Consider the following 20089-nt stretch of genomic DNA (forward strand, 5'->3'; position numbering starts at 1 on the left):
GTCGGCTTCGAAGATGCTGTGTTTTTTGACGGCGGTTTTTTTCTTCGGCTTTGGGCTGGTGCTGGCGGGCGCTTTCTTGCCCGCAGCCGGGGGGCTTGTTGCCTTTTTTTTGCGGGGCGATGCCAATGCCCGCGGGTTGTAGGCCAGGGCCTCCTGAACCCAGTGGTTCCACTGCGCGCGCGTGGCGTAGCCGTTGGGCTCCACCCAGAAGTAGCCCTGCATGCCGCCACCGGGCGACAGCTCGCGGGTGTTTTGCATCTCTTGCAACTCGCTGTGGCGCTCGGGCGGCAGGCGCACCAGCAGGTCTTCGCCCTTGACGGCGATGCACACCTTGCCGTCCACAAAAAAGGCGTAGGTGCCGAACAGCGGGCGCTCTTGCACGTCGCTGCGGTGCGCGAGCGCCGTGCGGATGGCGTCGATCAGGTGCAGGGTTTCGTCGGAGAGGGGGCGGGCGGGCATGGTTGCTGGTTCAAATGGCGCTGGCTAGATAGCTGGCTCAGAGGGTTATCTCAGAGGGCTGTCGCTCCTTCTCCCCTTGTGGGAGAGGGCCGGGGAGAGGGGTGAAACCGGCGCGGCGCGGGTGCAGCCCCCTCTCCCCAACCCTCTCCCGCGAGGGGAGAGGGGGTGGCCCCCGGCGCTGCTGCGGGTGCGTGGGCTGGTGTTCCTGTCTGAGAGGGGTGCTTCATGAGGAAAATTGGCCGTTTCCGCGCATTGGATAAGCGCTGGTAGCTATGAAAACAGGAGTAAACGCTCAGCGAATCACCTCCGTCGCGTCCCCATCCAGCATGCGCCGCGCAATGATGACCCGCATGATTTCATTCGTGCCTTCCAGAATCTGGTGCACGCGCGCGTCGCGCAGCAGGCGCTCCAGCGGGTATTCGCGGATGTAGCCGTAGCCGCCGTGCAGTTGCAGGGCGTCGTTGATGACGGTGAAGCCTGCGTCGGTGGCAAAACGCTTGGCCATGGCGCAGTAGGTGGATGCGTCGCGTGCACCAGCGTCCAGCTTGCTCGCGGCTAGGCGCACCATCTGGCGGGCGGCCACCAGCTCCGTCGCCATGTCGGCCAGCTTGAACTGCAGGGCCTGGAAGCTGGCGATGGGTTTGCCGAACTGCTTGCGGTCTTGCATGTACTGCTGGGCGGCGTTGAGCGCGCCTTGCGCCGCACCCACCGAACAGGTGGCGATGTTGATGCGGCCGCCGTCCAGGCCCTTCATCGCGATCTTGAAGCCTTCGCCCTCGCGGCCCAGCAGGTGGTCGGCGGGGATGCGCACGTTGTCAAAGCTGATGGTGCGTGTGGGCTGGCTGTTCCAGCCCATCTTCTGTTCCTTCTTGCCGTAGCTGATGCCGGGCGTATCGGCTGGCACGGCAAAGGCGCTGATGCCGCTGGCGCCAGACTGCGCATCGCCCGTGCGGGCCATGAGCACCAGCACGTCGGTGCTGCCTGCGCCGCTGATGAAGGCCTTGGCGCCGTTGATGACGTATTCGTTGCCCACCTGCTCGGCACGCGTTTTGAGCGAGGCGGCGTCGGAGCCCGCGCCGGGCTCGGTCAGGCAGTAGCTGGCGAGCTTTTGGCCGGTGGTGAGCAGCGGGCCCCAGTGGTCGCGCACGGCGGGCGTGGCCCAGGTGCCCAGCATCCAGGTTGCCATGTTGTGGATGGTGATGAAGGCGGTGGTGCTGGGGTCGATGGCTGCCATTTCCTCGAACACCAGCGTGGCGTCCAAGCGGGGCAGGGCCAGGCCGCCTGCGGCTTCGGGCGCGTACAGGCCACAAAAGCCCAGCTCGCCCGCCTTGGCGATGGCTTCTTTCGGGAAGATGCCTTCCTCGTCCCAATGTGCGGCGTGGGGTGCGAACTCAGCTTGTGCAAAGTCGCGGGCCGTCTGGGCAAAGGCGCGTTGTTCTTCGGTGAGTTCAAAGTCCATGGTGTGTCTCGATGTCGCTTGTTGTTGTGCTTTTCTTACTGACTCGGCATGAATCCGCTTGAACCGTTCACGCCGAGCTTGTCGAAGCGCTGCGCCGAGGCTTCGACAGGCTCAGCCCGAACGGATATTTCAAGTTCAAAGAGGTCGAGTCCATCCTATTCAGGGCTTGGCGGACGGGTGGTCCAGCGTGAGCCAGCGCATCAGGCCCTTGCGGCGCGCCTGGGTCTCGGCTGTCAGGCACTCGTGGTACAGGCGCGGCCACTGGGGTTGTGATTCGTTGCTGCGCTGCGCCTGCTTGCAGCGGGTGGTGCGCTCGCGCTGCCAGGCGGTGTGCTCCTGCCGCAACTGGGGCCGCTCGTGGGCCGACAGGGCGCGCATCACATCGCCATACAGGACGGCGATCTCGGTGTCTGCAGCCTGGAAGGCTTGCACGGCGCAGGCGTTGGTTTCTTCCACAGTGCCGCCGGGTTTGCAGGCCGCACCGGCCTGCGCGTGGGCATCTGCACCCACCAGCATCACGCACGCAGCACCGAAGACCATGGCCCATCCCCGCATCGTTGTCAGATCAATTTGCATGCCCCGCTTTTACCATCGACAACCGTGCGCAAAAACTGGCACGGCCTAAGCCAGTGCCACCGCGCAAGGGCCGCCATCAAGCGGTTCAGGCGCGGGTGGCGTCCCCCTTCCGCATCGCGCAGCGATGCAGAGAAAGGGGGAAGCGGCGCAGCCGCTCAGGGGGTTACTTCAAACTAATCGTCGTGTTCACACCCTGCGAGACGGTGCTGTCATCAAACCAGCGCGCCGTCACGGTCTTGGTCTGTGTGTAGAACATGATGACCTGCTTACCGTAGGGGCCGAGGTCGCCCAGCTTGGAAGCACGCGAGCCCGAGAACGAGAACAGGGGCACGGGTACGGGGATTGGCACGTTGATGCCGACCTGACCCACGTCGATTTCTTCCTGGAACTTGCGCGCTGCGGCGCCCGACTGGGTGAAGATGGCGGTGCCGTTGCCGTTGGGGTTGCTGTTGATGAACTCGATGGCTTCGTCAATGTCTGCCGCAGCCGACAGGCACAGCACGGGGCCAAAGATTTCCTGGTCGTAGATGCTCATGCCAGGCTTGACGCCGCTGAACACCGTGGGGCCCACGAAGTTGCCTTTTTCGTAGCCGGGAACGCTGGGGTTGCGGCCGTCCAGCTCCAGCGTGGCGCCGTCGGCAATGCCGCGCTCGATGAGACCCTGCACGCGGTCTTTGGCGGCGCAGGACACCACGGGGCCTACGTCCGTGCCCTTTTCCACACCAGCGCTCACCTTCAGGGTCTTGGCCTTGGCGACCAGCTCGGGGATCCACTTTTGCGATTCGCCCACCAGCACCACCACCGACAGTGCCATGCAGCGCTGGCCTGCGGCACCAAAGGCGGCTCCGGCCAGGGCGTTGAGGGTTTGTTCCTTGTTCGCGTCGGGCATCACGATGGCGTGGTTCTTGGCGCCCATCATGCATTGCACGCGCTTGCCATTGAGGCTGGCGCGGTTGTAAACGTGCGTGCCCACCTTGGTGGAGCCCACGAAGCTGATCGCCTTGATGTCCTTGTGGTCGCAGATGGCGTTCACAGCGGCTTCGCCACCGTGGATCACGTTGAGCACGCCGGGGGGGATGCCTGCTTCGAGCGCCAGCTCCACCAAGCGCATGGTGACCATGGGGTCTTGCTCAGACGGCTTGAGCACGAAGGTGTTGCCGGTGGCGATGGCCATGGGGAACATCCACAGCGGGATCATGGCCGGGAAGTTGAAGGGGGTGATGCCTGCACACACGCCCAGGGGCTGCAGCAGGGTGTAGGTGTCCACGCCACCGGCCACGTTGTTGGCCAGCTCGCCCAGTTGCAGGTTGCCAATGCTGGCAGCGTGCTCGACCACCTCCAGGCCACGGAACACATCGCCTTCGGCGTCGGGCAGGGTCTTGCCTTGCTCTGCCGTCAGGATGGCGGCCAGTTCGGCCATGTTTTCGCGGATGAGCTGCTGGTACTTGAGGAAGATGCGGGCGCGCGCGCCGATGGCGGTTTTCTTCCAGGTCTTGAAGGCTTCCTGGGCCGAGGCTACGGCGGCGTCGATTTCTTCAGGGGTGGCAAAGGGCACGCGGGCCAGCACTTCTTGCGTGGCAGGGTTCACCACGTCGCGCCACTGCGTGGTCTTGGACTCTACGAACTTGCCGCCGATCAGCAGTTTGACGGTGGGGGCCAGCACGGCCTGGGAAGTCGGTGCATTCATGGATTTGTCTCCTGGGTTGGCACGCGGCGGTTTGCCGGCGAATGGCGCATCGTATCTGTGCAAAATTGCTGAAGCAATAGACAATGATGCACTTTGGTTTTGCAAATTTGCACGGCACTAATCGCCATGCCTTGCCTGGCACTTCGATCACGGCACTGGGCACTGGCGAGCGCGTTCAACTACCGTTTCTAGGATCATGGACTGGGACAATCTGCGTTACTTCCTGGAGCTGGCCCGCTCTGGCACCCTGGCCGCCGCCGCCCGCCGCGCGGGGGTGGAGCACACCACCGTGGCCCGCCGCATCCAGGCGCTGGAAAAGCAGATGGGAGCCGCCCTGTTTGCGCGCGAGGCAGGCGGCCACCGGCTGACCGAGGCCGGGCGCCAGCTGCTGCCCGCCGTGGAGGCCATGGAAACCGCCGTGCTGGGTGTGGAGCGCGCCGCCCCGGCGCAAGCGGGGGCGGGGCCATCAGGCCTGGTGCGCGTGGGGGCCACCGAGGGGTTTGGCACGCTGATCCTGGCGCCGCACCTGGCGCGGCTCACGCAAAAGCACCCGCACCTGTCCATTGACCTGCTGGCGCTGCCGCGCATGTTGCACCTGTCGCGGCGCGAGGCGGACATCGTCATATCGCTGGAGCGGCCGACGCGCGGCTCGGTCATCGTCACCAAGCTGGCGGACTACACGCTGCACCTGTACGGCCAGCGCGAATACCTGGCCCGCCGCCCCTTGGTGGCCACGCGCGAGGACCTGCGCCACCACGCGTTTGTGAGTTATGTGGACGACCTGCTGTTCACCAAGGAGCTGCAGTTTCTCGACCAGCTCTACCCGCCCGAGCGGTTTGCCATGCGCAGCACCAGCATCACGGCCCAGTACGAGGCGGTGCGCGCCGGTGCCGGGCTGGCCGTGCTGCCTGCCTTTCTGGCCGACACCGACCCGGTGCTGGCCCGCGTGCTGCCGCAGGAGGCGCGTTTTACCCGCACCTTCTGGATGAGCATGCCTGCCGAGGCCAAGCACCTGGCGCGCATGCAGGCGGTATGGAGCTTTTTGAAGGAAGTGGGGCAGGGCGAAGGCGGGCGGCTCAGGCCGGACCGGCGTTAGGTTGTCGGCGGTGCCCCGGTGCATGCCAAATTCTTCTTGGCCTGTGCTGGGGCGCCCCGTAGCATCCGAGCCACCTAGTTGCATACCAGGAGGCGCTCATGGCCAAGTACCGAATCCTTTGCCTGGACGGCGGCGGCCTGCGCGGCCTGATCACGGCGCGGCTGTTGGCCCGGCTCAATGCCCACCCGCAGGTGGCGGGATGGCTCAATACCGTGGACTTGTTTGCGGGCACCTCCACTGGCGGCATCCTGGCGCTGGGCCTGGCCTGTGGCAAAACGCCCGAGGAAATCTGCACCGTGTACAAGGAGCGTGGCGGCGTCATCTTTGACGACAGCATCTGGGACAACCTGCGTGACCTGGGCAAGACCGTGGGAGCCGACTATTCGAGCAAAGGTCTCAAGGCAGAGCTGAAAGCGGTGTTTGGCGACCTGAAGCTGCGCGACGTCACCCGCAAGGTGGCCATCCCCACCTTTGACCTCGACAACGAGGAAGTGGCCGCCAAACGCACCTGGAAGCCCAAGATTTTTCACAATTTCAAGGGCGCGGATTCGGACGGCGAGCAACTGGTGGCCCACATCGCCCAGTACACCAGCTCGGCGCCCACTTACTTCCCCTCGGCCGACGGGTACATCGACGGCGGCGTGTTTGCCAACAACCCCAGCATCGTGGCGCTGGCCCAGGCGATTTCGCGCCGCAACCAGCCTGCCGAACGCGCTGCGCTCCATGAAGTGGTGCTGCTGTCGCTGGGCACGGGTGTGAGCCTCACCTACATCAAGGGCCAGACGCTGGACTGGGGGTATGCGCAGTGGGCGCAGCCGCTCATCAACGTGCTGATGGACGGCGTGGCCGGTATTTCGGACTACCAGGCCCGGCAACTGCTGGATGACCGCTACCACCGTCTGCAGATCGTCTTTCAGCCCAACGAAACCATTGCGCTGGACGCCGTGGACAAGCTGGGCCGCATGGACGAGATTGCCATGGGGCACCCGCTGCAGGAAACGGTGGACTGGTTGCGGGACGTGTGGCTTTAATCCCCTGTCCCTGTGGCTTTGATGAGAGGGCGGAGCGCTTGCATCAGAATCGCGCCACCGCAACTTACCGGTTCCCCCGGCGCGCACCGTGACTCCTCCAGAACTCCGGGCTTATCTGCACCAGCACATTCCCTTGTCCCAGGCAATGGGGGTCTCCGTGGTGGAAGCATCTTCGAGCCAAGTGGTGCTGAGCGCGCCGCTGGCGCCCAACATCAACCACCGCGACACAGTGTTTGGTGGCAGTGCGTCTGCTGTGGCCATTCTGGCGGCGTGGTCCATGCTGCACCTGCGGCTGTCGGCTGAGGGGCTGGGCAGTCGGCTAGTGATTCAGCGCAACACCATGGATTATTTGGCGCCTATCGACGGCACCTTTACCGCTGTGGCGCTGGCGCCTGCACCAGAGACCTGGCAGCTGTTTACGCGCATGCTGCGGCGCAAGGGGCTCGGGCGGATCGAGCAGGCATCCGCGTTGCACTACCGTGGCGCAGAGGCAGGGCGTCTGGTGGGGGAGTTTGTGGCGTTCGGGCCTGCGTATCGGTGACCTCATTCAAGCGCATGGCTTTATTCGAACGGTAGAAAAAGCCGCCCGCCAGAGCGACTGCAGACATGTCTCCACCAGCACCTTGGAGGTGCCCTCAAATGCTGGTGGTGGCTGCAGAAGTCTTTGGCGGCGGGCGGAAACCTTGGTGTTCACCCCGCAGGTTGCGGGCGCATGGGATCAGACGCTCAGTGTTTGTGCCCTTGGTGCCCTTCGTGGCCTGTGGGCGACGACCCTGCCCGGGGCTGCTGCACCCAGGCCTTCACGGTCGTCTCGCCCGCTTTCTCAAACTTCAGCGTCAGATCGAACCGGTCGCCTACCTTCAGCGGCTGGCGCAGGTTGATGAGCATCAGGTGGTAGCGCTGGCCGTGGCGCAGCTGTACCTCCTGTCCGGCAGGCAGGTCGATGGCAGGCACTTCGCGCATGCGCATCACGTCGCCTTCGGTGGTCATTTCGTGCAGTTCCACACGCTCGGCCACCGGCGTGCTGGCGGCCACGAGCCGGTCGGGGGCAGCGCCTCGGTTGCGGATGCCACGCAGGTAGGCCGCGCCGTTGGGCGTGCCCGCCAGCGAGGGGGTGGCATAGGGGTGGTCGATGACCAACTGGCCCGCGCGGAAGTCGTGGGCGTGGGCGGGCGTGGCGATGCTGGCGCCCAGGAGTGCGAAGGCTGTCACGTTGAGCAGCACGCCACGCCGTGTGAGCGAAGGGGTTGTTGTCATGCGGAGCGTTCCTTGTTTGACGGGTGTTGGGGTGTAGGAGGCGGCATCACCAGCTTCGTTCCAGCAGCGGGCCGGGTGTGTAGACCAGGCGCAGCGCCACCAGGTTGTTGCCCTGGCCTGCGATGCGCTCGCGCCCGGCTTCCAGCGCCAGCAGCACACTGGGGCGGGGGCGCCAGCCCAGCATGGCGGTGAAGCGGCGCGCCGGGTGGTAGGGCAGCAGGTTGGCGTCGGTGGCCACCAGCGTGGCGCCGGGGCCGTCCAGGCGGTGGGTGCCGCGCAGCCATTCCTGGCGCACAGCCACGTCCCACTGGGCGGTGGGTTGCCACAGGGCCTCAAGCCAGCCGCCGCTGGTGCGGCCCTTGTAGCGGGTGTCGCCGTTTTGCGAGTAGAGGTTGCCGCGCTCATTGCGCAGCACGCCCGCCGCCGTCAGGCGCACGCCGGGCAGCGGTGTGGCCCAGGTGGCGCTGGCACCCAGCAGGTCCACGGTGCCATCAAAGCAGGTGATGTCGCGCAGGCTGGCGCTGCACTGGGGCGCTGTGTGGATGTGGCCGCTGTTGCTGCGCTGCACGTAGGCGCCGCGCCCTTGAGGTTCCAGGCGGCTGTAGAAGGCATCGGCCTCCCAGTCACCCGCGTTGCCCCATACCGCCCCCGCCGCGCGGGCGCGCACGGTGGGAGCCCAGGCTGCGTTCTCGCTGCCCGGAAAGCGGCGCGCGCGCCACAGGCCAGCGTCAATGCCCTGCAGCCAACCGAAAGCGCCTTCCAGGTGCGGTCGCCAGGACAGGTTCACACCGTCTTCGATCCAGTCGCCGTTGAAGGCGGCGCGCTTGATGAGCGGCATCTGGCCAAAGCGGTCCAGGTGGCCTGCGTTGCCGATGACAGGGCCCAGCGGCATGCGGCTGCGGCCAGCGCCCAGGGTGAAGTCGGAGTCTGCGGACGGACGCGCCTCCACCCACGCCGCCTCGGTGTGGGCGCGCTCGCTGCCATGCTTGCCAATAGCGACGGTGGCACCCAGCAGCGGCGTGAGGCGCACGCCCGCGCCCAGTGTGCCGTGCTCCAGCGCCCAACCGCGTTGGTCGGTAGGGGTGTCGCCCAGGCCCAGCACGCCGGTCAGGCGCGGTGCGGGCACGGGTTGGTCGGCATGCTGATAGCCCACTGCGGCTGCGGCGTTGATTTGTATGCCGGGCGTGGCCGGAATGCTTGCGTCGCTGGCGTCGTGCGCCAGTGCCGGGTTCAGCGCAAGCATGCACAGCGTGGCCGCTGCTACAGCACAGGCGCGTGCCTGCAGTGGGCGCGCTCCATTTGCAAAGGTTGATAGGGTGTGCGCCATCTATTTCGCTCCTGCCGCCGCGAACGGGTCGGACAGTTTGGGGTTGGTGAGCAGATCCTGGTCCGTCAGCGTTTTCAGGAAGGCCACGATGTCCGCTCGCTCCTGGGCCGTGAGGTTGATCTGGTTGATGAAGTCGTTCTTGTTGGGGTTGGCGCGGCCGTCCCCTGCATGCGGACCCGAGGTGATGTTGCGCCCGCCTGCGGCATAAAAATCCAGCACGTCTTCGAGCGTGGTGATGCTGCCGTCATGCATATAGGGGCCGGTGACCTCGACATTGCGCAGGCTGGGCGCGCGGAACTTGCCCATGTCCTTGACGAGCAGCGTCAGCTCGTACACGCCCCGGTTGGGCTCGGGAAACGCACCCGTGCCGCCGATGTTGTACAGGCCCGTGTTGTGGAACGGCGTCTCCACGATGCGGCTGCCCGCATGCACGATCTGGTCGTTGAAGTTGAAGCTGCTGTGGCAGTGAAAGCACTCGGCTTTTTCGCCAAAGAACAGGTTCATGCCGCGCTCGGCTGCCGGGGGCAGCTTGGCCTTGCCTTGCAGGTACTGGTCGTACGGGCTGTTGCCCGACAGGATGGTGCGCTGGAACGATGCGATGGCGTGGATGGCGTTGCCCCAGGTGATGGGGCTGCCCTGGCCGGGGTAGGCTTTGGCGAACTTGTCCTTGTAGCTGGCATCGGCTGCCAGGCGCGCCAGGATGGCGTCCTTGTTGCCGTCGTTCACGCCCATCTCGATGGGGTCGGTGCCAAAGAGCGGCGTTTCCATCTGCTTTTCCAGCGTCACCAGCGAGGGGTTGGCCCAGGTGAGCGTGGCGTTGTAGACCACGTTGGCCAGCCCCTGCGCGTTGCGCGGGTGGTGCTGGCCGGTGGAGCCGATGGAGGTGGTCAGCCCATCCGTGAACGCCTTGGACTGGACATGGCAGCTGGCGCAGGCCTGCGTGCCGTTGCCCGACAGGCGGCGGTCATAGAACAGGAAGCGGCCCAGATCCACCTTGGCTTCGGTGATGGGGTTGGCCTCAGGCACCTTGGGGGTGGGGAAAAAGGATGGCAGAACCCAGGACCAGCTTGTGCTGCTGCCCGAGTTGTCGCTGACGGAGGTGCCCCCTCCGCCACAGCCGCCCAGGGCCAGGGCCCCGAGCAGGCTGGCCAGGCCAGCGGCCTGGGCAGCCATCCGCGTGAGCGAATGGTGGTTTGCCATGGTTACTTGGCCTCGGCGCGGAACAGGGTCTGGCCGCTGCCGCTGTTGATGGGCTTGCCGGTGACCAGGTCGAGCGCGAGCACCTTGTAGATGGCGTTGCACTCGGGGTCGGTGGCGCCGGACATGCAGCCGGGTGCGCTGCCCAGGTCTTCGTTCAGGTTGGTGCCTGTGTACAGCGCGGCCAGGTCCACCACCACCTTCTGCGTGGCGGTGTTGAAGTTGCTGAAGCTGAAGTCCATGCGGTTGGGGCGTGCACAGCTCACGGTTTCGCCCGTCACGGGGTTGCCCGTGCAGCCGGTGGAGCCCAGGTGCACATAGAAGGTGTTGCCCGGGGCCGCAGGCGCGGGGCGCACCACGCCACCCGTGGGGTTGACCTCGATCTGCGCAAATTTGCGGCCCGCCTGCCAGGACCAGGCCAGCGCCTGCACGTCCAGGGGTTTGGTGGCCACGGCGTAGTCGGTGTGGTTCAGGCTGGAGGGCACGCCCACCGTGAGCTTCACGCCCGTGTAGGTGCCCGCAGGCACGGAGCCCTTGATCTGCGGGTTCATGGCCTTGGTGCCTGCGTCGGCGCAGGCGCCGGTGCCGTCTTCCAGGTCCACCAGCGCAACGTCCTTGGTCTGCCAGTCGCTCACGTCCAGTGTTACCGGCACGGATTCGCCTTTGTCATTGACCAGCGCCACGTTGCTCACATAAAAGCGCAGGTCGTGCAATTGGGCGCTGACTTTGGCGTTGCCCAGGCCAGTGATGGCTGTGCCGCATTTCACGTCCTGCGTGCCGGCCTTGGCGGCGAAGTCGATGGTGATGCTTTTGGGGCCGGTGGGTGCGGGCGTGTCGCTGCCACCACCGCCGCCACCGCAGGCGGCCAGGGCAAGGGGCAGCGCCATGGCGAGGGCCAGGCTCAAGGGGTTGCGACGTGGGAAGGAGGTTTGGAAATTTGTCATGGCAATCGTTTTGAATGGCCGGTGCACAGGTAGCAAGCGATGCACACGGCCGAGCGGGTTTCGCAGGGCCGCGCGCGGCCTTGCACTGAACAATGAAATCGGGAGAAAAGGGCGGAGCACACACCCGCGCCTTCGCGGCGGCGTGTGAGGCCAGCCCGGGTCAGCCTGCGGGCAGGGGCGGCGCACGTGGGGGTGCGGTCAGCACCCGGACTTCGGCGGTGCTGAGGGGCCGTGGCGTATCAGGCGGCGGTGCGCGGTGTTGCAATGGCGGCGCAAACCGCAGGTCGCTGCGCGTGAGGTCTGGCAGGGCATCCCCCACGAAACGGCACAAGGGACAGTGTGGTGTGCCGTCGGCACTGGCGCTGGCCCAGAGGGGTGCCTCGACATCGGTTGCGACGTTGCCCGCAGCGGCTTGCAGGCTCACCCAGCGCACCCCCTGGTTGGTGCATACCTCCACCATCGCTGCACCGCTGCCACTGCCGCTGCGTGCCAGCACCAGCGTGGCGGCCAGGGCCGAGTGCAGGCTGGCCAGCGCCATCCAGGCGATCAGCCACCATGCCAGTCGGCGGGCCAGCGGTCGGCAAAAAGGGCGGTGCATGGCTGCAGTGAGCGCGGGTCAGCGGCGGGTTTCAGGGGCCAGTGCGCTCAGCGGCACCAGCGTCATGCGTCCCAGGTGGTGCACGGCGTTGTGGCCAGGAGCGCTGGCCGCCAGCTCATGGCCCTGCGCCTGGATGGCGGCGGCTGCGTAGGCCGCACCCAGTGCGGCGAGGTGGGCACAGACAAATGCGGTGATGAAAAGTCCGCTGTGAAGCGGGAGCGAAGGCAAACGGGATGTCGAGGTGGGCGGTGGTGCTGCGGGTGGCATGGCAAATCGATTCCGGGTTCAAGAAAGCCCCGCTCCATGCACCACACAGTCCGCGCCTGCGGGCGCAGGCAAGCCCATGGCTGGCACGAGAGAAGTGGGATGAAGGGGGACAAAAGCACTCGTGCCGCCGCCAGCACAGACGAAAACCGCGTGTGCCAATGTACGGATGCAGCTGCCAGGTCAGCAGCGCAGCCCGAGTGCTCTCAGATCAGGAAACGAACGCCGGCGGCCCGCGCGGGGGCAGGGGTGCGCCCACCAGCGCAGCAATGGTCGCCCGGACGGCAGGCAGCAGCGCATGGGCCAGGGGCTGCTGAGGCTCTACCGCAGCCTGTGCTTGCGGTGCGGGCGCGCTGAAGTGCAGGCACAGCGGGCAGTCCAGCGCGTGGTGGCTGCCGGGGGTTGCGTCGGCACCGTCATCACCCACCACCACCAGCTTCACGGCGCTGCCGGTGGTGCAGACCAGTTGCAGGGCCTGCGGGTGAACGATGGGGGATGCAATGGCGGCACCAATGGTCAACATGAACCACGCCAGGATGAGGCGGGCCAGTTGTGACGAACGGCGCAGCGTATGCATGCTTAGCATTATCGTCGTGAAAGCGCAGAGCAGAGAGTGGCCAAAACACGAAAACGCAGAAATGCGATGCCCGTGTGCCTTTGATCGAGCCTTCACGCTGCGTGCCATCGCCTACCCTTGGTTTGTGAAGTGACGCGGCGCACCCTCGGCTTGCAGGGGGCACAGGAGCGGAACTTCAAAGCACACAGTTTTCAGGAGTTGCCGCCATGTCGCCTCTCATCTCTGGTCTGGCCTCGGTTGCCTCGCTTGTCTTCAACGCTGCTTCGGGCGGGGCCGCAAAGCCTGCCGCGCTCCGGCGCGGCAGCGAAGAATCGCAAGCACAGCCGTCAGCCTTGGTCACGCTCAGCCCCCAGGCCGAGGCGCTGGCGGGTTTTGCGGGCAAGGGTATTCTGGTGTCGCAGAGCAAGGTGGATGGCGCCCTGGGCGCCGTGCAGCGCGGCGGCGGCAATGGCGGTGGCCTGGTAGGGTTGCCTGTGTCGGGGGGCTCGGTCTCCAAGCAGGACTTTCAGGCGCTGCTCAGCCAGTTTGGCGCGGACGACGCACAACAGGAGCAGATTGCCGCCGGGTTTGACACCAGCAAGGATGGCCGCATTTCGCACGAGGAGTTTCTGCAGGGCCTGGCCAGCACGTCGATCACCCGGCAGGGCAATGATTTTTCACAGGCCGTGCTGCAGTTGATGGACCGCAGCGGCATTGCCGACGGGGTGGTGAGCCAGAGCGAGTTTGCCGCGCTGGCCACGGCGTTTGCCAATGCGCAAAAGCAGGTGGGGGCGGCATAGGCGCCCATTGCGGGCCGCGTGGCGACCCCCTATGCAAAAGCGGCTGCTAGGAGCCGCTTTTGTCATAAATGCTATTTAAAAGATAGCGAACTTTTGTTTTCTATAGCGCGGAGAGGGCGTTTTTTCCTCTTGATAACGCCCTGGTTTGCCCTGGTTTGCGCTAATGCGCGCCACCTGCATCGGCGGCGGCGCCGCCACCCGCCGTTCTGGCAGGCCGCTTGGTCAGCCAGATCAGGGCGATCAGCAGCAGGAACAAACCCGCCGAGCCCAGAAAGATGTCATTGGCTGCCCGGGTAAACGCCTGCTGGTCGATGAGCCGGTTGATCTGCGCCAGCGCCTGCATTTGCGTGAGGCCGGACCCGGTGAGGGTGTCCAGCGTTTGCGCAAACACGCCCTGGCCTTGCACCAGCCCTTCGGTCAGGTGCGCGTGGTGCATGGCGGCGCGGCTCTCCCACAGCGTGGTGGCAATCGACGTGCCCATGGCCCCAGCGGTGATCCGCACGAAGTTGCTTAGGCCTGCAGCGGCGGGGATGCGCTCGGGCGCGATGCCTGCCAGCGTGAGCGTGGTCAGCGGGATGAAGAAGAACGCCATGGCCGCGCCCTGCAACAGTGTGGGGATCAGGATGTGGATGAAGTCCGTCTGCACCGTGAACTGCGAGCGCATCCACAGCACCGTGCTGAACACCACAAACGCCCCGGTCGCCATGCGGCGCGGGTCCCACTGGCCCACCTTCTTGCCCACCAGCGGTGTGAGCAAAATGGCAAAGATGCCCACTGGCGCCAGCGCCATGCCGGCCGAGGTGGCGGTGTAGCCCATCCACTGCTGCAGCCATAGAGGCAGCAGCACCACGTTGCCAAAGAAGAGCGCGTAGGCCACCGACAGCGCCAGTGCGCCAAAGGTGAAGTTGCGGCCCTTGAAGAGTTTGAGGTCTACCACCGGGTGCTTTTCAGTCAACTCCCACACCAGAAAGACGGCGAAGGCAATGACGGCAACCACAGCCATGGCGATGATCTCGCCCGAGGCAAACCAGTCAAGCTCCTTGCCTTTGTCGAGCATGAGCTGCAGCGCGCCCACCCACAGCACCAGCAGGCTGAGGCCCACGGTGTCGATCGGCAGTTTGCGGATGGGCGTCTCGCGTTGGCGGTAAATGCCCCAGGTGAGCAGCCCAGCCAGCAGGCCTACGGGCACATTGATGTAGAAGATCCACGGCCAGGAGATGTTGTCGGTGATCCACCCGCCCAGCAGCGGCCCCACCACGGGCGCGACCAGCGTGGTCACGCCCCACAGCGCCAGGGCCGTGCCTGCAAGGGCCTTGGGGTAGCTGGCCAGCAGCAGCGTCTGACTCAGCGGAATCATCGGCCCCGCCACCAGGCCTTGCAGCACGCGGAAGAACACCAGCGCCTCCAGCGATCCGGCAAAGCCGCACAGCCAGGAGGTCAACACAAACAGCAGCACGCTCATGGTGAAAAGCCGCACCGCGCCAAAGCGCTGCGTGAGCCAGCCGGTGAGCGGCACCGAGATGGCGTTGGCCACGCCAAAGCTGGTAATGACCCAGGTGCCCTGGCCGGGGCTCACACCCAGGTCACCCGCAATGGCGGGGATGGAGACGTTGGCAATGGACGAATCCAGCACGTTCATGAACGTGGCCAGCGACAGCGACAGCGTGCCCAGCAGCAAGGCCGTGCCTTGTAGCGGTGGGTAGGCGGCCGGGGGGCCAGGCGGGGCAGAGGTTGGTGTTGCTGCAGGCGCAGAGCCGGCTGGCGCCTGGTCTGCGGTGGGGTTGGCGGCACTCATGCTCTATCTACCCGGTTCACTGCACCACGGGCGATTGCATGGCAGATGACTCCGGGGCCGAGGCGTGCTGCTGTTGCTGCTGGCTTTGCGCGGGGGCCTTGACCACCTTAGGCGATGCCACGGCGACGGTAGCCTTGCCGCTGCGGCCCAGGTTGGCCGCAATAATGTGGGCTACTTCCTCGTCGGCCGCCTTGAACTGCGCGTCAAACACGTTGGTGGCCGCCACGGGCGTGGTGCGCTGCGTGTCGGCCAGGCTCTTGCCGCTTTGGTCGGCGGTGTTCACCTTGACTTCCATCGACAGGCCCACCCGCAGCGGGTGCTCGGCCACTTCCTTGGGGGCCAGCGCAATGCGCACGGGCACGCGCTGCACCACCTTGATCCAGTTGCCCGTGGCGTTTTGCGCAGGCAGCAGCGCAAAGGCGGCGCCCGTGCCAGCACCCAGTCCGGTCACCGTGCCGTGGTAGACCACCTTGGTGCCATACACATCGGCTTCCAGCTCGGCGGTCTGGCCGATGCGCAGGGTTTGCAGCTGGCTTTCCTTGAAGTTCGCGTCCACCCACAGGTCGTTCAGCGGCACCAGCGTCATCAGCGGGGCGCCAGCCTGCACACGCTGGCCCACTTGCACGCCGCGCTTGGCCACATGGCCGTCCAGCGGTGCCACGAGCTGGGCGCGTTGCACGGCCAGGTAGGCTTCGCGCACGCGGGCAGCGGCGCGTTGCACATTGGGGTGCTGCTCGATGGACGTGCCTTCGGTCTGCGTCTGGCTGGCGGCCAATTGCTCTTGTGCAGCCACCACGGCGGCCTGGGCGGCGGCCACGGTGCTCTTGGCCGCAGTCAGTTGGGCGTTGGCGTGCTGGAACTCTTCCTTGCCCACGGCGCCGCTGGCCATCAGGGGGACGCGGCGGGTCACGTCGTCCTGCATGCGGGCGGCGTCGGCCTGGGCGCGGGCCAGGTCGGCGCTGCGCAGGCTCACCTGGGCCTTGAAGGTGGAGTTGTTGGCAAACAGGGTGCGCACTTCGCGCACGGCCTGCGCCAGTTGTGCCTCGGCCTGCTCCAGCGCCACGCGGGCGTCGGCCGGGTCCAGCTTGACGAGCAACTGGCCCGCCTTCACAAAGTCGGTGTCGTCCGCACCGATGGACACCACCGTGCCGCTGACCTGCGGCGTGATTTGCACCACGTTGCCTGCTACGTAGGCGTTGTCGGTGGTTTCGATATGGCGGCCATTGGCCCAGTGCCAGCCGCCCCAGCCGAGGGCAGCGATGGCCACAGCGGCGGCAATGAGGGTGAGGCCCCGGCGGCGGGCGGTGTTGGCTTCGTGGGCGGTGAGGGGGTCGCTGGCAGCGGTCATGGCAGTGGTCTTTCGGGAATGTGTTGTTGTTTGGTTTTGTCGGTTGTCACCGCACCACCGTTCGGACTGAGCTTGTCGAAGTCCTGCGCAGTGCTTCGATAGGCTCAGCGTGAACGGGTGGGGGTGTGCATGAAAAGGCGTTTGCAGGTTTCTGTGCGGGACTTCTGCGCCTATCTGGCAGCGGTGTGCAGCACAGCCGTGTCATCGGTCCAGCCGCCGCCCAATGCCTTCATCAGCACAAGACGGGTGTCGAGCTGGCGCGCACGCAGGTCCACCGCCAGGCGGCGCTGGGCCAGCACCTGGCTTTCGGTGCTCAGTACCACCAGGTAGTTGCCCAGGCCCGCGCGGTAGCGCTCTTGCGCAAAGCGGTAGGCTTTTTCAGCGCTGGCCACGGCGTCGTCTTGCAGTGCCTGCTGGCGGGTGAGCGATTGGATGGAGGCCACCGCGTCGCCCGCTTCCTTCACGGCGTCGAGCACGGTACCGTTGTACTGGGCAATGGCTGCATCCAGCTCGGCCTGGCGGCCCCCCAGTTGGGCGCGCAGGCGGCCACCGTCAAAAATGGGCAAGCGCAGGGCGGGCGTCACGCCCATCTGGCGCGAGCTGCCGTTGAACAGCTTGTCCAGCCCCAAAGCATTCAGGCCGACGAATGCGCCGATGTTGATGTTGGGATAGAACTCACTCTTGGCGCTGTTCACGCCCTGGGTGGCGGCCTCCACACGCCAGCGCGCAGCGACCACATCGGGGCGGCGGCCCAGCAGGTCGGCGCCGAGCACCTCGGGTACGGCACTGGGCTGCAGCGCGGTGAGCTGGGGCGTGAGCTGCGGCAAGGCGTCAGGCGCCTGGCCCGTCAGCACGGCCAACTGGCGGCGGCCCAGGGTGATTTGCTCTTCCAGTGCTTCGATCTGGGTGCGGGCATCGGGCACGGCGCCCTGGGCCTGGGTCAGCTCGACCTGGCTGTCGAGGCCTGCGGCGGTGCGCTCTTGGGTGAGTTTGCGCTGTTCCTCGCGCTGCTCCAGCGCGCGCAAGGCCACGTCGCGCTGGGCCACCAGCCGCGCCAGGGCCACGTAGCTGCGGCCCACCTGGGCGGCCAAGGTGTTGGCCGCTGCGGCCGCATCGGCCTGGGCTGCGCGGGCCTGGCCCAGTGCGGCCTGCAGTTCGGCAGCGTGCTGGCCAAAAAAGTCGGGCGACCAACTCAGCGACGCTTGCACGGTGCCGCTGTTGTAGGTGTTGCCTGCCACCGGCGCGGGCACCAGGCCGTTGGCGGTGTAGCGCTGGCGGGTGGCGTCCACGCCCAGCGTGGCCTGCGGGCCGTTGGCGGCTTCGCGCACCTGGCTCAGGGCCACGGCTTGCTCCAGGCGGGCGCGGCTCACGGCCAGGCTTGGGTTGCCTTGCAGGGCCTGGTCGATCAGGGTGTTGAGCTGCGCGTCGCCCAGGGTGGTCCACCACTGTGTGGGGGTGACGGTGTCGGTGGCAGCCGCGTTCAGGCCCACGGCCGACGGCGTGGTTTGTGTGAGCGGCGTGTGGGCCGCGCCGGGGCTGGCGCAACCGACGAGCAAGACGGCAGCGGCCAGCGCCAGCGCCGATACCGCGCAATGGGCGACCAGCGCCGAGCGGGTGGAGGGCAGGGGGGTGGGAGTGGTCACAGGTTTCTCCAGAATGGTTTTGGGGTGTTGTGTGGAGGAAAACGTTGGGGGCTGCGCTTTCAGTCGGCGTCTGCGCCGCGCTGCTGGCGCAGCGCCTCACCGTTGGCCACCATGCGGCGCAGCAGGCGCAGCAGCAGCTGCCATTCGTCATGGCTGAAGTCGCTCAGATGGCCGTTGAGCACATCGGCCAGCACAGGCGGCACCTTGGCGGCGGCGGCCTGGCCTTCGGGCGTGAGCGCCAGTTGCACCACGCGGCGGTCGGTGGTGGAGCGCTGGCGTGCCACCAGGCCTTTGGCCTCCAGCCGGTCGAGCGCACGGGTCATGGAGGCAGGGTCAGTCTCCAGGTCGCGCGCTAGGCTGGCCACCGTGGCCTGGGGGTGCAGCGAAATCTTGAACAACGGCAGCCACTGGGCGTAGGTCATGCCATGCAACGCCAGTTGCGCATCGGCCTGTGTGCGGATGGACGTCATCACCTTGCGCATCAAATAGCCCACGCTGTTTTCGGGCTGGAGCTGGGTGGGGCTGTAGAAGCCCGGGTCGCGCTGCGACGGCGGGTAGGTGTTGGAAGTCATGGCGAGTGAATTTAATTGACTAGACAATGATTGTCTTGGCAATTAGATAAAGCCCGAGATATGTTCAGGGTTTTGCGGGTGATATTGCTATACTTTTTATAGCTATAAATGAATACTGGCGAGCGCAAAGGCCGAAATTGGCATGGAGCCGATGACGTGACTGACCAGTGGGCGCCCGCTCTGGCACGCACCGGCTGCGCGCGGGGCCGTTGGCTTTTTTGCCGGTGAGACGCTGCGCCCGGGCTGGCGGAGGCTGGGCCAGAGTGCCCAGGGTGCGCGAGCAAGGCGGTGGCGGATATGGCGATCGCCTGATGGACGCGTTGTGTGCCCATCGGGTGGGGTGCAATGCAATCTGTGGTTCGGCTGAGGCACCAGGCGATACCATGCCTTGCCATCCGTCCTTTGCGTATCTGTTGCTGAGCAGCTATTTCATGTCCTCTACCACCATGCCCGCCGCAGCCCCTTCCGCCACCCCAGCCTTGCGTTTTGCCGTGATGGGCGCGGGCGCTGTGGGCTGCTACTTTGGGGCCTTGCTGGCCCGCGCGGGCCATGCCGTCACGCTCATCGGGAGGCCCGCCCATGTGCTGGCCGTGCGCGACAACGGTCTGCGGCTGCGGACGGCAGAGATGGATGTGCAAGTGCCCCTGGCGGCCAGCACCGAGGCCAGCGCGGTGCATGGCGCCGACGTGGTGCTGTTTTGCGTGAAGTCGTCGGATTCAGAGGACGCAGCGCGGCAGATGCGCCCCCACCTGGCCCCCGGCACGCTGGTGTTGACCTTGCAGAACGGCGTGGACAACGATGAGCGCGTGCGCGCCGTGCTGGATGACAGCACCCCGGTGGCGGCGGCTGTGGTCTATGTGGCCACTGCCATGGGCGGCGCGGGGCATGTGGTGCACCATGGCCGGGGCGAGCTGGTGATTGCGCCTTCGCCGCGCAGCGATGCGGTGGCCCGCCAGCTCACGGCGGCGGGCATTCCTACCCAGATTTCAGACAGCGTGCGCGGCGCGCTGTGGGCCAAGCTGGTGCTCAACAGCGCCTACAACGCGCTCTCGGCCCTGTCGCAGCAGCCCTATGGCCCGTTGGTGCAGGTGCCTGGCGTGACGCAGGTGATTGCCGACATCGTGGCCGAGTGCCTGGCCGTGGCGGCTGCCGATGGGGTGACGATTCCGGGCGATGTGCAGGCGGCCGTGCGCGGCATTGCCAGCACCATGCCCGGCCAATACTCGTCCACCGCGCAGGACCTGGCGCGGGGCAAACCGACCGAGATCGACCACCTGAACGGCTATGTGGTCAAGCGCGGCGCTGCACTGGGCGTGCCCACGCCGCTGAACCACGCGCTGCAGGTGCTGGTGAAACTGGCGGAAGCGCGGGGCGTTTCTGCATAGTGCGGGCGTTGGGTGGGGCGCCGTCCACACGCTCTCAAAATTTTGAAAACCGTTCACGCTGAGCCTGTCGAAGCGCCGCGCAAGAAGGCTTCGAC

The 20089-nt window shown here is 66.2% G+C and carries 20 protein-coding genes; 5 read left to right on the forward strand and 15 right to left on the reverse strand.

Annotated features, from left to right (window positions below; all coding sequences use genetic code 11):
- From DBR12_RS15330 to DBR12_RS15345, 4 genes are all read right to left on the reverse strand, one after another.
- Positions 1–459, reverse strand: a 459-nt coding sequence (locus DBR12_RS15330) for a TfoX/Sxy family protein (protein WP_108618078.1), incomplete at its 3' end; no start/stop codon positions are given.
- 292 nt (positions 460–751) lie between these two features.
- Positions 752–1918, reverse strand: a complete 1167-nt coding sequence (locus DBR12_RS15335) for an acyl-CoA dehydrogenase family protein (RefSeq protein ID WP_108618053.1) — start codon at positions 1916–1918, stop codon at positions 752–754.
- 159 nt (positions 1919–2077) lie between these two features.
- Positions 2078–2458 carry a lysozyme inhibitor LprI family protein gene (locus DBR12_RS15340; RefSeq protein ID WP_199226702.1) on the reverse strand — a complete coding sequence of 127 codons (381 nt, stop codon included), beginning with the start codon at positions 2456–2458 and terminating at the stop codon, positions 2078–2080.
- Positions 2459–2657: 199 nt separating this feature from the next.
- Complete coding sequence (locus tag DBR12_RS15345; protein WP_108618054.1) at positions 2658–4181, reverse strand: CoA-acylating methylmalonate-semialdehyde dehydrogenase; 1524 nt, start codon at positions 4179–4181, stop codon at positions 2658–2660.
- A gap of 196 nt (positions 4182–4377) precedes the next feature.
- Between DBR12_RS15345 and DBR12_RS15350 the strand changes: the two genes are divergently transcribed.
- The 3 genes from DBR12_RS15350 (at position 4378) to DBR12_RS15360 (ending at position 6849) form a co-directional block, all read left to right on the forward strand.
- Entirely contained in the window at positions 4378–5277 is a 900-nt protein-coding gene (locus DBR12_RS15350) for a LysR family transcriptional regulator (RefSeq protein ID WP_108618055.1), read from the forward strand.
- 98 nt (positions 5278–5375) lie between these two features.
- Positions 5376–6308 (forward strand): patatin-like phospholipase family protein, encoded by a 933-nt coding sequence (locus DBR12_RS15355; protein ID WP_108618056.1) that lies wholly within the window; start codon positions 5376–5378, stop codon positions 6306–6308.
- 88 nt (positions 6309–6396) lie between these two features.
- Complete coding sequence (locus tag DBR12_RS15360) at positions 6397–6849, forward strand: YiiD C-terminal domain-containing protein (protein WP_108618057.1); 453 nt, start codon at positions 6397–6399, stop codon at positions 6847–6849.
- 185 nt (positions 6850–7034) lie between these two features.
- On the opposite strand, the gene DBR12_RS15365 is transcribed toward DBR12_RS15360, so the two are convergent.
- From DBR12_RS15365 to DBR12_RS15395, 7 genes are all read right to left on the reverse strand, one after another.
- A complete protein-coding gene (locus DBR12_RS15365; RefSeq protein ID WP_108618058.1) occupies positions 7035–7565 on the reverse strand; it encodes a copper chaperone PCu(A)C in 531 nt (176 codons plus the stop codon).
- Positions 7566–7611: 46 nt separating this feature from the next.
- Complete coding sequence (locus DBR12_RS15370; protein WP_233244552.1) at positions 7612–8892, reverse strand: hypothetical protein; 1281 nt, start codon at positions 8890–8892, stop codon at positions 7612–7614.
- On the reverse strand, positions 8893–10092 hold the full coding sequence (locus tag DBR12_RS15375; RefSeq protein WP_108618059.1) for a methanobactin export MATE transporter MbnM: 1200 nt from the start codon (positions 10090–10092) through the stop codon (positions 8893–8895). It lies immediately after the preceding gene.
- A 2-nt stretch (positions 10093–10094) separates the two neighbouring features.
- A complete protein-coding gene (locus DBR12_RS15380) occupies positions 10095–11033 on the reverse strand; it encodes an MbnP family copper-binding protein (protein WP_108618060.1) in 939 nt (312 codons plus the stop codon).
- 160 nt (positions 11034–11193) lie between these two features.
- A complete protein-coding gene (locus tag DBR12_RS15385) occupies positions 11194–11631 on the reverse strand; it encodes a DUF2946 family protein (protein ID WP_108618061.1) in 438 nt (145 codons plus the stop codon).
- 18 nt (positions 11632–11649) lie between these two features.
- Positions 11650–11859: a hypothetical protein gene (locus tag DBR12_RS15390; RefSeq protein WP_146185554.1), complete on the reverse strand. Its 210-nt coding sequence runs from the start codon at positions 11857–11859 to the stop codon at positions 11650–11652.
- A 247-nt stretch (positions 11860–12106) separates the two neighbouring features.
- Positions 12107–12472 carry a DUF2946 family protein gene (locus tag DBR12_RS15395; RefSeq protein ID WP_108618063.1) on the reverse strand — a complete coding sequence of 122 codons (366 nt, stop codon included), beginning with the start codon at positions 12470–12472 and terminating at the stop codon, positions 12107–12109.
- A gap of 206 nt (positions 12473–12678) precedes the next feature.
- Here DBR12_RS15395 and DBR12_RS15400 point away from each other — a divergent pair, with 206 nt between their 5' ends.
- Positions 12679–13251, forward strand: coding sequence for a hypothetical protein (locus tag DBR12_RS15400; protein ID WP_108618064.1), 573 nt, complete (start codon positions 12679–12681; stop codon positions 13249–13251).
- Positions 13252–13411: 160 nt separating this feature from the next.
- Here the strand turns inward: DBR12_RS15400 and DBR12_RS15405 are convergent, their stop codons facing one another.
- The 4 genes from DBR12_RS15405 to DBR12_RS15420 form a co-directional block, all read right to left on the reverse strand.
- Positions 13412–15046: a DHA2 family efflux MFS transporter permease subunit gene (locus DBR12_RS15405; RefSeq protein ID WP_108618065.1), complete on the reverse strand. Its 1635-nt coding sequence runs from the start codon at positions 15044–15046 to the stop codon at positions 13412–13414.
- Positions 15047–15062: 16 nt separating this feature from the next.
- Positions 15063–16394, reverse strand: a complete 1332-nt coding sequence (locus DBR12_RS15410; RefSeq protein WP_108618066.1) for an HlyD family efflux transporter periplasmic adaptor subunit — start codon at positions 16392–16394, stop codon at positions 15063–15065.
- Positions 16395–16564: 170 nt separating this feature from the next.
- Entirely contained in the window at positions 16565–18037 is a 1473-nt protein-coding gene (locus tag DBR12_RS15415) for an efflux transporter outer membrane subunit (protein WP_108618067.1), read from the reverse strand.
- A 59-nt stretch (positions 18038–18096) separates the two neighbouring features.
- Positions 18097–18609 carry a MarR family winged helix-turn-helix transcriptional regulator gene (locus tag DBR12_RS15420; RefSeq protein ID WP_108618068.1) on the reverse strand — a complete coding sequence of 171 codons (513 nt, stop codon included), beginning with the start codon at positions 18607–18609 and terminating at the stop codon, positions 18097–18099.
- A gap of 431 nt (positions 18610–19040) precedes the next feature.
- Between DBR12_RS15420 and DBR12_RS15425 the strand changes: the two genes are divergently transcribed.
- The gene (locus tag DBR12_RS15425) at positions 19041–19994 is read left to right on the forward strand and encodes a ketopantoate reductase family protein (protein ID WP_199226700.1); all 954 of its coding nucleotides are present in this window, start codon (positions 19041–19043) and stop codon (positions 19992–19994) included.
- The last annotated feature ends 95 nt before the right edge of the window (positions 19995–20089 follow it).

The organism is Acidovorax sp. HMWF029, from assembly GCF_003060895.1.
GTDB lineage: Bacteria > Pseudomonadota > Gammaproteobacteria > Burkholderiales > Burkholderiaceae_C > Acidovorax.

Excerpts from the sequence above, each read along its gene's own strand:
- DBR12_RS15370 (WP_233244552.1), bottom strand. The coding sequence starts at position 8,892 with ATGGCGCACACCCTATCAACCTTTGCAAATGGAGCGCGCCCACTGCAG.
- DBR12_RS15395 (WP_108618063.1), bottom strand. The coding sequence starts at position 12,472 with ATGCATACGCTGCGCCGTTCGTCACAACTGGCCCGCCTCATCCTGGCG.
- DBR12_RS15350 (WP_108618055.1), top strand. The coding sequence starts at position 4,378 with ATGGACTGGGACAATCTGCGTTACTTCCTGGAGCTGGCCCGCTCTGGC.
- DBR12_RS15410 (WP_108618066.1), bottom strand. The coding sequence starts at position 16,394 with ATGACCGCTGCCAGCGACCCCCTCACCGCCCACGAAGCCAACACCGCC.
- DBR12_RS15405 (WP_108618065.1), bottom strand. The coding sequence starts at position 15,046 with ATGAGTGCCGCCAACCCCACCGCAGACCAGGCGCCAGCCGGCTCTGCG.
- DBR12_RS15340 (WP_199226702.1), bottom strand. The coding sequence starts at position 2,458 with ATGGTCTTCGGTGCTGCGTGCGTGATGCTGGTGGGTGCAGATGCCCAC.
- DBR12_RS15425 (WP_199226700.1), top strand. The coding sequence starts at position 19,041 with ATGTCCTCTACCACCATGCCCGCCGCAGCCCCTTCCGCCACCCCAGCC.
- DBR12_RS15400 (WP_108618064.1), top strand. The coding sequence starts at position 12,679 with ATGTCGCCTCTCATCTCTGGTCTGGCCTCGGTTGCCTCGCTTGTCTTC.
- DBR12_RS15385 (WP_108618061.1), bottom strand. The coding sequence starts at position 11,631 with ATGCACCGCCCTTTTTGCCGACCGCTGGCCCGCCGACTGGCATGGTGG.
- DBR12_RS15355 (WP_108618056.1), top strand. The coding sequence starts at position 5,376 with ATGGCCAAGTACCGAATCCTTTGCCTGGACGGCGGCGGCCTGCGCGGC.
- DBR12_RS15375 (WP_108618059.1), bottom strand. The coding sequence starts at position 10,092 with ATGGCAAACCACCATTCGCTCACGCGGATGGCTGCCCAGGCCGCTGGC.
- DBR12_RS15365 (WP_108618058.1), bottom strand. The coding sequence starts at position 7,565 with ATGACAACAACCCCTTCGCTCACACGGCGTGGCGTGCTGCTCAACGTG.
- DBR12_RS15345 (WP_108618054.1), bottom strand. The coding sequence starts at position 4,181 with ATGAATGCACCGACTTCCCAGGCCGTGCTGGCCCCCACCGTCAAACTG.
- DBR12_RS15335 (WP_108618053.1), bottom strand. The coding sequence starts at position 1,918 with ATGGACTTTGAACTCACCGAAGAACAACGCGCCTTTGCCCAGACGGCC.
- DBR12_RS15380 (WP_108618060.1), bottom strand. The coding sequence starts at position 11,033 with ATGACAAATTTCCAAACCTCCTTCCCACGTCGCAACCCCTTGAGCCTG.
- DBR12_RS15420 (WP_108618068.1), bottom strand. The coding sequence starts at position 18,609 with ATGACTTCCAACACCTACCCGCCGTCGCAGCGCGACCCGGGCTTCTAC.